The organism is Thioalkalivibrio sp. ALE25, from assembly GCF_000377285.1.
Classification (GTDB): Bacteria; Pseudomonadota; Gammaproteobacteria; order Ectothiorhodospirales; family Ectothiorhodospiraceae; genus Thioalkalivibrio.
The window spans coordinates 93,051-105,748 of sequence record NZ_KB897935.1; the positions used below are offsets into that span (position 1 = coordinate 93,051).

Genomic DNA, 12,698 nt, shown 5'->3' on the forward strand with positions numbered 1-12,698 from the left:
TTCACCCCGATCGGCAAAAGGAGCCTTGCCATGTGCACGAAGAGACTGACCCTCGCCACCCTTCTGGGCCTTCTGGCCCTGCCCGCTCAGGCAAACCCGGTCGACATGCTGGAGGCCCAGCTGCATGCCAGCGGCCCGAACCAGTGGCGGGTCGCCGTCACCGTGGAGCATCCCGATACCGGCTGGGATCACTATGCCGATGCCTGGCGTGTGCTGGACGCCGATGGGAACGTCCTCGGTGAACGCATCCTGCACCACCCGCATGTCAACGAGCAGCCGTTTACCCGCAGCCTGCGCCGGCTGTCGATCCCCGATGGCAAGCGATTCCTGCAGATCGAGGCCCGCTGCTCGCAGGACGGCTGGAGTCACCAGCGCCTGCGGATCGACCTGGAACAGGACCGGGGCGACGGCTACCGCATCCACCGGTGAGATGCGCGGCCGGGCCGCACCGGGCCGGGGAGCCGCCACGGAACGCGCGCCCATGTGCGTACCCGGCGGGGACCTCCTAAAGTAGGCAGCCTACCCAGCCCCGGACTCCCCCATGCGCGGTCACTCCAGCGTGCACGATGCGCCCGACGATGCGATCAACTGGCGCATCGTTCGCTCCCTGTTCCCCTATCTCGCGGAGTTCCGCGGCCGGCTGTTCCTGGCCCTGGGCCTGATGGGCCTGGCCAAGCTGGCGACCGTGCTGGTCCCGCTGGCGCTGAAGTACATCGTCGACCACTTCGAGGACGGCGGCACCGAGGCGCTGGTCGCAGTCCCGGTGGCCCTGGTGATCGCCTACGGCCTGCTGCGCTTCGGCAGTACCCTGTTCGGCGAGCTGCGCGACGCGGTCTTTGTGCGCGTGGCCGAACGGGCCATGCGGCGCGCGGCCCTGCGGGTATTCGAGCACCTCCACCGGCTCGAGCTGAGCTTCCACCTGGCGCGCGAGACCGGTGGCCTGGCACGCGACATCGAGCGCGGCACCAGCGGCATCAGCTTCCTGCTGCGCTTCATGGTGTTCAACATCCTGCCGACCATCATCGAGATCGCGCTGGTCGCGGTGATCCTGCTGGTGGCGGTCGGTCCGGTCTTCACCGTCACCGTGATCCTCGCGGTGGCCGCCTACATCGCCTGGTCGGTATGGATTACCGAGTGGCGTACCCGCTTCGTGCGCGAGGCCAACCAGCGCGACAACGAGTCCAACACCCGCGCGATCGACTCGCTGCTGAACTACGAAACGGTGAAGTACTTCGGCAACGAGGGCTTCGAGGCCCGGCGCTACGACGAGGGCCTGGCGACCTGGGAACAGGCGCGCACCAAGAACGTGCTGTCGCTGGTGCTGCTGAACTCCGGCCAGGCCCTGATCATCGCCGCCGCGATCACCGTGATGATGCTGCTGGCCGCCAGCCGGGTGGCCTCGGGGCAGATGTCGCTGGGCGATCTGGTGATGGTCAATGCCTACATGATCCAGCTGTTCATGCCGCTGAACTTCCTCGGCTTCGTCTACCGCGAGATCCGGCAGTCGCTGGCGAACATCGAGCGCCTGTTTGGCCTGCTGGAAAAACCGGTACAGGTCGAGGACCGGCCCGGCGCGCCGGATCTCGACGTCGCGGAGGGGCATGTGCGCTTCGAGCAGGTCGCCTTCCACTACCAGCCGGAGCGCCCGATCCTCGAGGACGTATCACTGGAAATCCCAGCCGGGCACAAGCTGGCGGTCGTCGGGCCCAGCGGGGCCGGGAAGTCCACGCTCGCACGCCTGCTGTTCCGGTTCTTCGACGTGACGGACGGGCGCATCACTATCGACGGCCAGGATATCCGCGAGGTGACCCAGCAAAGCCTGCGCAGTGCGATCGGCGTGGTCCCGCAGGATACCGTGCTGTTCAACGCGAGCATTCGCTACAACATCGCCTATGGTGATCCGGAGGCCTCCGAGGAGGCCATCCGGCGCGCGGTGCGTCTGGCGCACCTGGACGATTTCATCCAGCGCCTGCCCGACGGCCTGGATACGGTCGTCGGCGAACGCGGCCTCAAGGTCTCCGGCGGCGAGAAGCAACGCATCGCCATCGCCCGCATGCTGCTGAAGGACCCGCCGATCCTGGTCTTCGACGAGGCCACCTCGTCCCTGGACTCGGGCTCGGAGAAGGCGATCCTGCAGGCGCTGAACGAGGTCTCGGCGCGGCGCACCACGCTGGTCATCGCACATCGCCTGTCGACCGTGAAGGATGCCGAGCAGATCGTGGTCCTCGATCAGGGACGCGTGGTCGAACGCGGCACCCACCGCGAACTCCTCGCGGCGGGCGGCGCCTACGCCCGCCTGTGGCAACACCAGCAGGAACACGAACCCGCGCCCGTCGATCCGCGCCCGAATGCCGGGACCTGAACCCTTTTATTCACCACGAAGCACACGAAGGCACGAAGGAATTCAAGGGCGGTTAACAGGAAGGTACGAAGACGGGAAGATGAATAGGGTGCGTCTCCCAGAGCCCCTGATGCCCGGGCGCGCGGATGTGGCCAGCCGGTGCCCGGCGCCCCAACCAGAAATCCTTCCGACCTTCCCGTCTTCCTGTCCGCTTTTATGCCATTGACCTGGCCCTTCTTCGTGCCTTCGTGTGCTTCGTGGTGAATAAAGAGCTCTTGGCAGTCAGTCGGGATCGACGCGGCCGCGCAGGGCCTTCTTGCGGCCGCGGTGGGTCTTGCCCTCCAGGCGGCGCAGCTTGGAGGCGCGCGTGGGGCGCGTCGGCTTGCGCGCCTTGATCGGGCGACCCACCTCGCGCAGCAGCTCCGCCAGGCGCTCCAGCGCATCCTCGCGGTTGGCTTCCTGAGTACGGTACTGCTGCGCCTTGAGCACGACCACGCCGTCCTTGGTGATGCGCTGGTCATGGCGGCGCAGCAGGCGCTCCTTGTAGACGTCGGGCAGGCTGGAGGCGCGGATATCGAAGCGCAGATGAATGGCCGAGGCCACCTTGTTCACGTTCTGCCCGCCGGCCCCCTGGGCACGGATCGCGGTCAGCTCGATCTCGTGCTCGGGGACGCTCACGCTGTTGGAAATGCGCAGCATCGGGGAATCAGCGGAAATCGCCGCCATGGATGCGGCCATCCGCGTCCAGTTCGGCGAAGAAGCGGCTGTTATCCGTGCGGTATTCCTGGGTCACGATGTCGCCGGGCAGCACCAGCATCACGTCGGGGTAGACGCGCTCGAACTCCTCGGGCGTCGGCCGACTCTCGAGGAAGTGCAGGAACGGGTTCATCCGCTCGACCGTACCCGGTCGCGGCTCGGGTCCATCGCCCCGGGTCTCGGTCTTGTGCACCGCGCAGCCGCCAACCACCAGCGCCACGACCACGCCAATCACAGACAAGAATCGAAACGCCATATTCTCCTCCTGCACCACACAACTGCACCGTCATTGCGAGGCGTCGAAGACACCGTGGCAATCGCCTCAAGCTGGCATCAAGCCCGGGGCCGCTGATTTCGGATGGAGTTCGCCACGTCGCTTCGCTCCTCCCGATGGCGGTTCCAGTGCACCCCGGAGCGGCGATCTACTCCGTCGGCTGGCCGTGCTCGCGGGTCGCCTCGAAGCGGATCTCCGGCCATTTTTCCATCGCCATCTGCAGGTTCACCCGAGTCGGGGCGATATAGACCAGATCGCCACCGTGATCGATCGCCAGGTTCGCCGCGGCCTTCTCCCTGAACTCCTCGAGTTTCTTCGGGTCGTCGCACTCGACCCAGCGCGCGGTCTGGACGTTCACGTTCTCGAACTGCGCCTCGACCTTGTACTCGGTACGCAGGCGCTCGGCGACCACGTCGAACTGCAGCACGCCGACCGCGCCCAGGATCAGGTCGTTGTTGGTCAGCGGGCGGTAGAGCTGGGTCGCACCCTCCTCGCACAACTCCTGCAGGCCCTTGGCGAGCTGCTTCATCTTCAGCGGGTCCTTCAGCTGCGCGCGCCGGAACAGCTCCGGGGCGAAGTTGGGCACGCCGGTGAAGGTCAGGTCCTCGCCCTGGGTGAAGGTATCCCCGATGCGGATGGTGCCGTGGTTGTGAATGCCGATGATGTCGCCCGGATAGGCGGTCTCCACATGCTCGCGGTCGGAGGCCAGGAAGGTCAGCGCATCCGGGATCTTCACGTCGCGCCCGATCCGCACGTGACGCAGCTTCGCGCCCTTGTCGAAGGTGCCGGAACAGATGCGCATGAAGGCGATGCGGTCACGGTGATTCGGATCCATGTTCGCCTGGATCTTGAACACGAAGCCGGTGAACTTCTCCTCGGTCGGCTCGACCTTGCGCGAGTGTGTCGGACGCGGCAGCGGACCCGGGGCGTATTCGACGAAATCGTCCAGCAACTCCTCGATGCCGAAGTTGTTGATCGCGGAGCCGAAGAACACCGGGGTCTGCTCGCCGCGCAGGTAGGCGTCCGCGTCGAACGCGTGCGAGGCGCCCTGCACCAGCTCGAGCTCCTCGCGCAGCTCCTGCGCCTGATCGCCCAGCACCTCGTCCAGGCGCGGATTGTCCAGGCCCTCGATGATCTCGCCGGTGGACTTCTTCCCACCCTGCTCGGGATCGTACAGGTGCACCGCGTCGCGACGGATATGGTAGACGCCACGGAAGCGCTTGCCGGAGCCGATCGGCCAGGTGACCGGGGCGCACTCGATCTTCAGTACCTCCTCGACCTCGTCGAGAAGCTCGATCGGGTCGCGGCCCTCGCGGTCCATCTTGTTGACGAAGGTCATGATCGGCGTGTCGCGCAGCCGGCAGACCTCCATCAGCTTGATGGTGCGTTCTTCCACGCCCTTGGCCGCGTCGATCACCATCAACGCGGAGTCCACCGCGGTCAGCGTGCGGTAGGTGTCCTCGGAGAAGTCCGCGTGCCCGGGGGTGTCCAGCAGATTCACCATGCGCCCCTTGTACGGGTACTGCATCACGGACGAGGTGACCGAGATCCCGCGCGACTTCTCCATCTCCATCCAGTCGGAGGTGGCATGGCGCGACGACTTGCGCCCCTTGACCGTACCGGCGAGCTGGATCGCGCCGCCGTACAGCAGGAGCTTTTCGGTCATGGTGGTCTTGCCGGCGTCCGGGTGCGAGATGATCGCGAAGGTCCGGCGTCGGCGGGTTTCCTCGATAAAGGACATGCATTCGGGCCGCTGGGAACAGCCCGCAAGTTTAACGCGAAATCGGGGGTCCGGTTCAGCCGGATGCCCCCGAAACGCAAACGGCCCCGGAAGCCGGGGCCGTTGTGCAACCCCACACTGGCCGCTGCGGGCTCAGCGTGCGGCGGCCGCCTGGATCGCCGCGTTCTGCTCCTCCAGACGCCCGCGCGCGGTCACCAGGTCGCGGTTGTTCATGCGGGCCTCGAGCGTAGCAATGCGCTCTTCGTCCTGGGCCAGGCTGTACCAGACATGCGCCTGCACCAGGTCACGCTCGACCCCGCGGCCGTTCTGGTGCAGCCGGCCCAGCCCGATCTGGGCATGCCGGTAGCCCTGTTCCGCCGCGGCGGTGTACCAGCGGGCGGCGGCGGCCGCATCGCGCGTGGTGCCCTGGCCGTTCTCGTGCAGCAACCCGACGTAGTACTGGGCGGCGGGCAGCCCCTGATCCGCGGCCCGGGTCAGCCATTCGAGACCGGCGGCCGGGTCCTGTTCGCCATTGGCCAGGTGGCTCCCTAGCCAGTACTGGGCATCGGCATGTCCCAGTTCGGCGGCGCGGGTGTAGTGCTCGCGGCTGCGCTCGGGGTCCGCCGGGGCGCCCTTGCCGGCCGCCAGGAGATAGCCCAGGTAGTAGTGGGCCCCGGCGTGGTCGGCATCCGCTGCGCGGGCGAACCAGCGCACGGCCTGGTCGTGGTCCACTGGCGTACCCCGCCCGGAGTAGTTGGCCATACCCACGTCGAACATCGCCGCGGTATTGCCCTTCTGCGCGTTGCTTTCGCGGATCTCGTACCAGACCTCCAGCAGTTCCTGCTGGCGCTCGGCCTCGTCATAACCAAAGGACTGCTGGGCCTGAACGGCCCCGGCGGACAGCGCCAGTGGCAGGGCCAGAGGGAGCGAAACGAACAGTGCGCGCAGGGATCGGGACATGGGTTACCTCATCCGGTGTCGGGGCGAATACCGGTTTTGATCATAGTCCGGGGGGCGGGCCGTCACAACGCGGGGGTGGCAGGACGAGAACCGATGACGGCAAAACGGGCGCACATCACGCAAAGGTCACCCGGGACTGTGACCGGTTTCACGCCGCCAGCGGAACCCGTCAGGCCCCGGCCGGGGCGTTGCAGCGACGTGTCAGAACCCAGGCATCCTCGCGGCCGCTGGGTAGCGGGTAGTAGCGCGGGCGGGTGCCGACATGCTCGAAGCCCTCGGAACGGTAGAGCTGGACCGCGGCCACGTTCGACGGACGGACCTCCAGAAAGAGCGCCTCGGCCTCCTGCTCACAGGCATAGTCGAACAAGCGCCGCACCATGAACCGGCCCAGCCCGTTGCCCTGCCAGCGCGGGTCCACCGTCAGGTTCAGCAGGTGGGCCTCGCCCGCGGCCACGCTCAGCACGGTGTGGCCCACCTGGCGGCCATCCACCTCGAGCACCCAGCAGTCATAGCCCACACGGATGCAGTCCTCGAAGATGCGGGCGGTCCACGGGTAGTCATAGGCCTCGCGTTCCACGCGCATCACCCCCTCCACATCCGCCGTCTGCATACGGCGCAACTCGGGCTGGACGCGGGGTTCAGCACTCATGTCGCAGCTTCCTCCTGAACGGGGTGAACGAAGGGGATACGGGGCGCTTCCGGGAATTCCGAGCCCGGGAATGCTGCCCGGGTTCCCATCTCCACAACGGGAATCGGGTTACTCCAGGAAGGCCCGGGCGCGCTGCAGGTCCTGCCAGGCCTTGCCCTTGTCTCCCGGCTTTCGCAGCAGGTAGGCCGGGTGATAGGTCACCACCAGCGGCACGCCCTGATAGCGGTGCTGCGCCCCGCGCAGGCGTCCCAGGGGCTCCTCCGATGCCAGCAGGCTCTGGGCCGCGATCCGTCCCAGGGCGACAATGACCTGGGGCTGGATCAGGGCGATCTGGCGATCGAGGTAGGCGCGGCAGGCCGCCGATTCCTCCGGTTTCGGGTCGCGGTTTCCGGGGGGCCGGCACTTCAGCACGTTGGCAATGAAGACATCGTGGCCCCGCTCCAGCCCCAGCGCCCGCAGCATGTTGTCCAGCAGCTGTCCGGCACGGCCGACGAAGGGTTCCCCCCGCCGGTCCTCCTCCGCGCCGGGGGCCTCGCCAATGAACAGCCAGCGGGCGCGCGGATCGCCCACCCCGAACACGGTCTGCGTACGTTCGCGCGCCAGCTCGGCACAGGCCTGGCAGTCACGCACGCGTGTCTGGAGGGCCTCCCAGTCCAGGGTCGCGACGGCGGCGTCCTGCCCCCCGCCACCCGCATCCGCCGCCCCGGACGGCACCTCGGCGGCCGGGGCCAGCGGTTCGCCCGGCGGCGCTTCGATCGCCGGGGCGGCCGCGACCCGCGACCGCCACACCGGGATACCCATATCCGCGAGGATGCGGCGCTGGCGCACCGACAGCGACACGCGACTACTCCCCCGAGGGCGCCCGGCGACGATGCCGGCGCCAGCGCTCCAGGGTCAGCAGCGGACCGGACAGGGCGTAGATCACGAAGCCCGCGAGGAGGACCTTGGGCGGATCCAGGGCCAGCAGCATCAGCGCGACCACCACGCCGACGATCGCCAGGAAGGGCACCCGGTGCTTGAAGTCCATGTCCTTGAAGCTGAAGTAGGTCAGGTTACTGACCATTGCCGCCCCGGACAGCACGGTAACCACCAGGATGCCGACCACGTACGGATCGGCCAGCTCGGCGGGGATGCCCCAGTCCTCCAGCACCCAGACCATGCCGACCAGGATCGCGGCACTGGCGGGGCTTGGCAGGCCCTGGAAGAAGCGCTTGTCGCTGACCGCGAGGCGACTGTTGAAGCGCGCCAGACGCAGCGCGGCGGCGGTGGTAAAGAAGAACGCCGCCACCCAGCCGAAGTTGCCCAGGTCATGCAGTTGCCACAGGTAGACGATCAGCGCCGGCGCAACGCCGAACGAGACCAGATCCGACAGCGAATCGTACTGCGCGCCGAACTCGCTCTGGGTGTCGGTCATGCGCGCGACGCGGCCGTCCAGGGTGTCCAGCACCATGGCCACGAAGACCGCGATGGCGGCGGTGATGTATTCGCCGTTGATCGCCGAGACGATGGCGAAGAAGCCGGAGAAGAGCACCCCCGTGGTGAACAGGTTGGGCAGCAGGAACACGCCGCGCCGGCGCCGACGATGCGGGGGCTGGTCGTCGGCGATGGTGTCCTCGCCCTCGATGTAGTCGGGTTCCGCGCGGCGGTCGCCTTCGTCGCCTGTACTCATTGCAGCATCTCCACGGCCCCCTCGGCGTCCCCGGTGGATTCGGACTCCGGCAGTCCGCCCAGCAGGGCGGAACCGGCCAGCACCCGCTGCCCCGGCTCGACCATCACCTGCGACCCGGCCGGCAGCCACACCTCGAAGGTACCACCAAAGCCGGCGAACCCCATGCGCTTGCCGCGCCCCAGACGATTCCCCGGGACGTTGTTCTGCATGCGGATCATCCGCGGCCAGTGATCGACACTGAGGGCCAGGGTCAGCCGCGTGCCCTCGTCGGTCTCCAGCGCGTAGGCCAGGCGGCCCTCCAGTTGCGCATCCGGGGCTTCATCGGTTTCCTTGCCCGGCCAGACCCGTTCGCGGATCTCGGCCTCCTGCGGGGCGTGCACGTTGTACTCGCCCAGCCGCCGCTGGCGCAGGCGGATGCAGACCGCCGGCTTCTTCGTGAACGGGTCGCGGGCCTCGGCGACCGATTCGATGGTGCCATCAGCCGGGGCGATCACGCCCAGGGCCGGCGCCGGGGCCTTGCGCCGCAGGTCACGGAACACCGCCATCAGGAACACGGTGAGGATCACCATGAACAGGCCCAGCTCCGCCTCCCCGACCAGCAACGTGATGACCGCCATCCACGCGGCGATGATCACGAACAGGCGGCCTTCAGGGGCTAGCGGAAACAGCATCGGGCGCTCGGCAGGAATGAAGGACCACGGCGGGCCGGAACGCCCGCCGCGGGGAGCCGCATCAGTTGCGGGACTTGTCGACCAGCTGGTTGGCCTTGATCCACGGCATCATCGCACGCAGGCGTTCGCCCACCTGCTCGATCTCGTGGGCGGCGTTCAGGCGACGGTTGGCGGTCATCGACGGGTAGTTCATCGCGCCTTCCAGGATGAACTGCTTGGCATACTCGCCGTTCTGGATGTTCTTCAGCGCCTCGCGCATGGCCCAGCGCGACTCCTCGTTGATCACCTGCGGGCCGGTCACGTACTCGCCGTACTCGGCATTGTTGGAGATCGAGTAGTTCATGTTGGCGATGCCGCCCTCGTACATCAGGTCGACGATCAGCTTCAGCTCGTGCAGGCACTCGAAGTAGGCCATCTCCGGGGCGTAACCCGCCTCGGTCAGGGTCTCGAAGCCGGCCTTGACCAGCTCCACCGCACCGCCGCACAGCACGGCCTGTTCGCCGAACAGGTCGGTCTCGGTCTCGTCCTTGAAGGTGGTCTCGATGATGCCGGTGCGACCGCCGCCGATCGCGGAGGCATAGGACATCGCGATGTCACGGGCCTTGCCGGAGGCGTCCTGCTGGATGGCGATCAGGTCGGGGATACCGCCGCCACGCACGAACTCGGAGCGCACGGTGTGGCCCGGGGCCTTGGGCGCGATCATGATCACGTCCAGGTCCTTGCGCGGCTCGATCTGGTTGTAGTGGATCGCGAAGCCGTGGGCGAAGGCCAGGGTCGCGCCCTGCTTCAGGTTCGGTTCCAGCACGTCGCGGTACAGCGCGGCCTGGTACTCGTCCGGGGCCAGCACCATGATCAGGTCGGCGCCGGCGGTCGCGGCGTCGACGTCGGCGACCTTCAGGCCGGCCTCTTCGGCCTTGGCGCGGGAACCGGAGCCCTCGCGCAGGCCCACGGTCACGTCCACGCCGGAGTCCTTCAGGTTGTTCGCATGGGCGTGGCCCTGCGAACCGTAGCCGATGATGGCCACCTTCATGCCCTGGATGATGGAGAGATCGGCGTCTTTGTCGTAGTAGAGATTCATCACAATTTCCTTGATATCGGGCAAACAAACGGGTCCGGCACCGCAGGCAGCGCCGGACCCGGGGATTCAGATCTGCAGGCTGACGTCGCCGCGTGCGATGCCCATGACGCCGGAACGCACGACCTCCAGCACCGGGAACGGCTGGAGCGCCTCGAGGAAAGCATCCAGCTTGGAGCCCTCGCCGGTGATCTCGACGACATAGGTGTCGTGGGTCACGTCGATGATGCGGCCGCGGAAGATATCCGCCAGGCGCTTCGCCTCCTCGCGGTCGGCGGCCTCCGGCACGCGGACCTTGACCAGCGCCATCTCGCGCTCGATGTGCGGGTAGGCGGTCATGTCCAGCAGTTTGATCACGTCGATCAGCTTGTTCAGCTGCTTGGTGATCTGCTCGACGATCTCGTCGGAACCACTGGTGACGATGGTCATGCGCGACAGCGACGGGTCGTCGGTCGGCGCGACGGTCAGCGACTCGATGTTGTAGCCACGCGCGGAGAACAGCCCGGCCACCCGCGAGAGGGCACCGGCTTCGTTTTCCAGCAGGACACTGATGATATGACGCATACGGCTCTTCCCTGTACCCGGCTCAGACCAGGATCATCTCGTTCTGGCCGGCACCGGCCGGGATCATTGGATACACGTTCTCGGACTGGTCGGTGATGAAGTCCAGGAACACCAGGCGCTCCTTCTGCGCCAGGGCCTCCTTGATCGCACCCTCGACGTCCCCGGGCTGGGTGACCTGGATGCCGACATGGCCATAGGCCTCGGCCAGCTTCACGAAGTCCGGCAGGGCATCCATGTAGGACATCGCGTAGCGGCCCTGGTAGAAGAACTCCTGCCACTGCCGGACCATGCCCAGGTAGCGGTTGTTCAGGTTCAGGATCTTCAGCGGCAGCTGGTACTGGAAGCAGGTGGACAGCTCCTGGATGCACATCTGGATGCTGGCCTCGCCGGTGATGCAGCCCACCGTCGCGTTCGGGTGCGCGAACTGCACGCCCATCGCGAACGGCAGGCCCACGCCCATCGTGCCCAGACCGCCGGAGTTGATCCAGCGGTTCGGCTTGTCGAAGCGGTAGAACTGCGCGGCCCACATCTGGTGCTGGCCGACATCCGAGGTCACGAAGGCCTCGCCCTGGGTGAGCTCCCAGAACTTCTGCACCACGTACTGCGGCTTGATCAGCTCGGAATTCTGGTCGTACTTCAGGCAGTCCTGCGCCTGCCATTCCTCGATCTGCTTCCACCAGGTGGCCAGAGCCTCGGCATCCGGCTTGCCGCCGTTCTCGTCCAGGCCCTTGATCAGCTCGCGCAGCACCGGCTCCACCTCGCCCACGATCGGCACGTCCACCTTCACGTTCTTGGAGATGGAGGACGGGTCGACATCGACGTGCACGATCTTCGCATGCGGGCAGAACTTCTCGATGTTGCCGGTCACGCGATCGTCGAAGCGCGCGCCGATCGCGATCAGCACGTCCGCGTGATGCATGGCCATGTTGGCCTCGTAGGTCCCGTGCATGCCGAGCATGCCGAGGTACTGTTTGTCCGACGCCGGGTAGCCGCCCAGCCCCATCAGGGTGTTGGTGATCGGATAGCCCAGCTTGCGGGTGAACTCCGTCAGCGCCTCGGAACCCTTGCCCAGGATCACGCCACCGCCGGTGTAGATCATCGGCTGTTTCGCCGACAGGATCAGCTCCACCGCCTTGCGGATCTGGCCGGTGTGTCCCTTCGAGACCGGGTTGTAGGAGCGCATGTGGATGCTCTCCGGGTACTCGAACTCGCAGCTGTCGGCGGTCACGTCCTTCGGGATGTCCACCACCACCGGGCCGGGGCGACCGGTGGTCGCCACGTAGAAGGCCTTCTTGATGGTGGTGGCCAGGTCCTTCACGTCCTTGACCAGGAAGTTGTGCTTCACGCAGGGACGCGTGATCCCCACGGTGTCGACCTCCTGAAAGGCATCATTGCCGATCAGGCTGGTCGGCACCTGGCCGGTGAACACCACCAGCGGCACGGAATCCATGTACGCATCGGCGATCCCGGTGATCGCGTTGGTCGCGCCGGGGCCGGAGGTGACCAGCGCCACGCCGGGCTTGTCGGAGGACTTGGCATAGCCCTCGGCCGCATGTACCGCGCCCTGCTCGTGGCGCACCAGTACGTGGGAGACCTTGTCCTGCCGGTACAGCGCATCGTAGATGTGCAGTACCGCGCCACCGGGATAGCCGAATACGACCTCGACGCCCTCGGCCTGCAGGCTGCGGCAGAAGATTTCGGCGCCGGTGATGGCGGTGGAGGAACTTGCGGTCTCGGACATGATGGTCGACTTCCTTACCGGGGGCTTGTGCACGATCGTCGAGCGATCATGCACCACAAATCAAAATAGCCCACCATCCTAATATGAAATCGCCCCCATTTCACGCCATGACGCGCGGAATCGGTGCAATTCATGCAACGCCGAGGGGCCTGCCGCAACCCGCGTTGGGGTTGTGCCCAGAGATGGCCACGGCCCCGGCGGGGCCTCGCCATGACCGGCACGAAAAATAATCGTCATCGCGACGCGCGCAGCGCCGCGGCGATCTCCAGGGAGCACCT

At 66.8% G+C, this 12,698-nt stretch carries 13 protein-coding genes; 2 read left to right on the plus strand and 11 right to left on the minus strand.

Translation table 11 applies throughout. The features are described from left to right. Positions 1-30 precede the first annotated feature (30 nt). Both C996_RS0111125 and C996_RS0111130 read left to right on the plus strand, forming a co-directional pair. Positions 31-429: a hypothetical protein gene (locus C996_RS0111125; RefSeq protein WP_018867516.1), complete on the plus strand. Its 399-nt coding sequence runs from the start codon at positions 31-33 to the stop codon at positions 427-429. Between the two features lie 112 nt (positions 430-541). Beyond that, complete coding sequence (locus tag C996_RS0111130) at positions 542-2,362, plus strand: ABC transporter ATP-binding protein/permease (protein ID WP_018867517.1); 1,821 nt, start codon at positions 542-544, stop codon at positions 2,360-2,362. Between the two features lie 261 nt (positions 2,363-2,623). On the opposite strand, the gene arfB is transcribed toward C996_RS0111130, so the two are convergent. The 11 genes from arfB to ilvB all read right to left on the minus strand — a co-directional run bounded on the left by arfB (position 2,624) and on the right by ilvB (position 12,420). After that, entirely contained in the window at positions 2,624-3,040 is a 417-nt protein-coding gene (gene arfB, locus C996_RS0111135; protein ID WP_018867518.1) for an alternative ribosome rescue aminoacyl-tRNA hydrolase ArfB, read from the minus strand. Positions 3,041-3,047: 7 nt separating this feature from the next. After that, a complete protein-coding gene (locus tag C996_RS0111140) occupies positions 3,048-3,353 on the minus strand; it encodes a hypothetical protein (RefSeq protein WP_018867519.1) in 306 nt (101 codons plus the stop codon). A 166-nt stretch (positions 3,354-3,519) separates the two neighbouring features. Continuing rightward, a complete protein-coding gene (locus tag C996_RS0111145) occupies positions 3,520-5,112 on the minus strand; it encodes a peptide chain release factor 3 (RefSeq protein WP_018867520.1) in 1,593 nt (530 codons plus the stop codon). Between the two features lie 132 nt (positions 5,113-5,244). Then, positions 5,245-6,051 (minus strand): tetratricopeptide repeat protein, encoded by an 807-nt coding sequence (locus tag C996_RS0111150; RefSeq protein ID WP_018867521.1) that lies wholly within the window; start codon positions 6,049-6,051, stop codon positions 5,245-5,247. Between the two features lie 169 nt (positions 6,052-6,220). Further along, positions 6,221-6,700 (minus strand): ribosomal protein S18-alanine N-acetyltransferase, encoded by a 480-nt coding sequence (gene rimI / locus C996_RS0111155; RefSeq protein WP_018878531.1) that lies wholly within the window; start codon positions 6,698-6,700, stop codon positions 6,221-6,223. A gap of 108 nt (positions 6,701-6,808) precedes the next feature. Beyond that, complete coding sequence (locus C996_RS0111160; RefSeq protein WP_018867523.1) at positions 6,809-7,540, minus strand: uracil-DNA glycosylase family protein; 732 nt, start codon at positions 7,538-7,540, stop codon at positions 6,809-6,811. Positions 7,541-7,544: 4 nt separating this feature from the next. Next, positions 7,545-8,369: a CDP-diacylglycerol--serine O-phosphatidyltransferase gene (gene pssA / locus C996_RS0111165; RefSeq protein ID WP_018867524.1), complete on the minus strand. Its 825-nt coding sequence runs from the start codon at positions 8,367-8,369 to the stop codon at positions 7,545-7,547. Further along, positions 8,366-9,040, minus strand: a complete 675-nt coding sequence (locus C996_RS0111170; RefSeq protein WP_018867525.1) for a phosphatidylserine decarboxylase — start codon at positions 9,038-9,040, stop codon at positions 8,366-8,368. Before C996_RS0111170 ends, pssA begins: the two co-directional genes overlap by 4 nt. 61 nt (positions 9,041-9,101) lie before the next feature. After that, complete coding sequence (gene ilvC / locus C996_RS0111175) at positions 9,102-10,118, minus strand: ketol-acid reductoisomerase (RefSeq protein ID WP_018862774.1); 1,017 nt, start codon at positions 10,116-10,118, stop codon at positions 9,102-9,104. A gap of 66 nt (positions 10,119-10,184) precedes the next feature. Continuing rightward, a complete protein-coding gene (ilvN, locus tag C996_RS0111180) occupies positions 10,185-10,679 on the minus strand; it encodes an acetolactate synthase small subunit (protein WP_018867526.1) in 495 nt (164 codons plus the stop codon). A 22-nt stretch (positions 10,680-10,701) separates the two neighbouring features. Next, positions 10,702-12,420, minus strand: a complete 1,719-nt coding sequence (gene ilvB, locus C996_RS0111185; RefSeq protein ID WP_018867527.1) for a biosynthetic-type acetolactate synthase large subunit — start codon at positions 12,418-12,420, stop codon at positions 10,702-10,704. Positions 12,421-12,698: the final 278 nt, after the last annotated feature.

Excerpts from the sequence above, each read along its gene's own strand:
- C996_RS0111145 (WP_018867520.1), bottom strand. The coding sequence starts at position 5,112 with ATGTCCTTTATCGAGGAAACCCGCCGACGCCGGACCTTCGCGATCATC.
- pssA (WP_018867524.1), bottom strand. The coding sequence starts at position 8,369 with ATGAGTACAGGCGACGAAGGCGACCGCCGCGCGGAACCCGACTACATC.
- arfB (WP_018867518.1), bottom strand. The coding sequence starts at position 3,040 with ATGCTGCGCATTTCCAACAGCGTGAGCGTCCCCGAGCACGAGATCGAG.
- ilvN (WP_018867526.1), bottom strand. The coding sequence starts at position 10,679 with ATGCGTCATATCATCAGTGTCCTGCTGGAAAACGAAGCCGGTGCCCTC.
- ilvB (WP_018867527.1), bottom strand. The coding sequence starts at position 12,420 with ATGTCCGAGACCGCAAGTTCCTCCACCGCCATCACCGGCGCCGAAATC.
- rimI (WP_018878531.1), bottom strand. The coding sequence starts at position 6,700 with ATGAGTGCTGAACCCCGCGTCCAGCCCGAGTTGCGCCGTATGCAGACG.
- C996_RS0111150 (WP_018867521.1), bottom strand. The coding sequence starts at position 6,051 with ATGTCCCGATCCCTGCGCGCACTGTTCGTTTCGCTCCCTCTGGCCCTG.
- C996_RS0111140 (WP_018867519.1), bottom strand. The coding sequence starts at position 3,353 with ATGGCGTTTCGATTCTTGTCTGTGATTGGCGTGGTCGTGGCGCTGGTG.
- C996_RS0111170 (WP_018867525.1), bottom strand. The coding sequence starts at position 9,040 with ATGCTGTTTCCGCTAGCCCCTGAAGGCCGCCTGTTCGTGATCATCGCC.
- C996_RS0111130 (WP_018867517.1), top strand. The coding sequence starts at position 542 with ATGCGCGGTCACTCCAGCGTGCACGATGCGCCCGACGATGCGATCAAC.
- C996_RS0111125 (WP_018867516.1), top strand. The coding sequence starts at position 31 with ATGTGCACGAAGAGACTGACCCTCGCCACCCTTCTGGGCCTTCTGGCC.
- ilvC (WP_018862774.1), bottom strand. The coding sequence starts at position 10,118 with ATGAATCTCTACTACGACAAAGACGCCGATCTCTCCATCATCCAGGGC.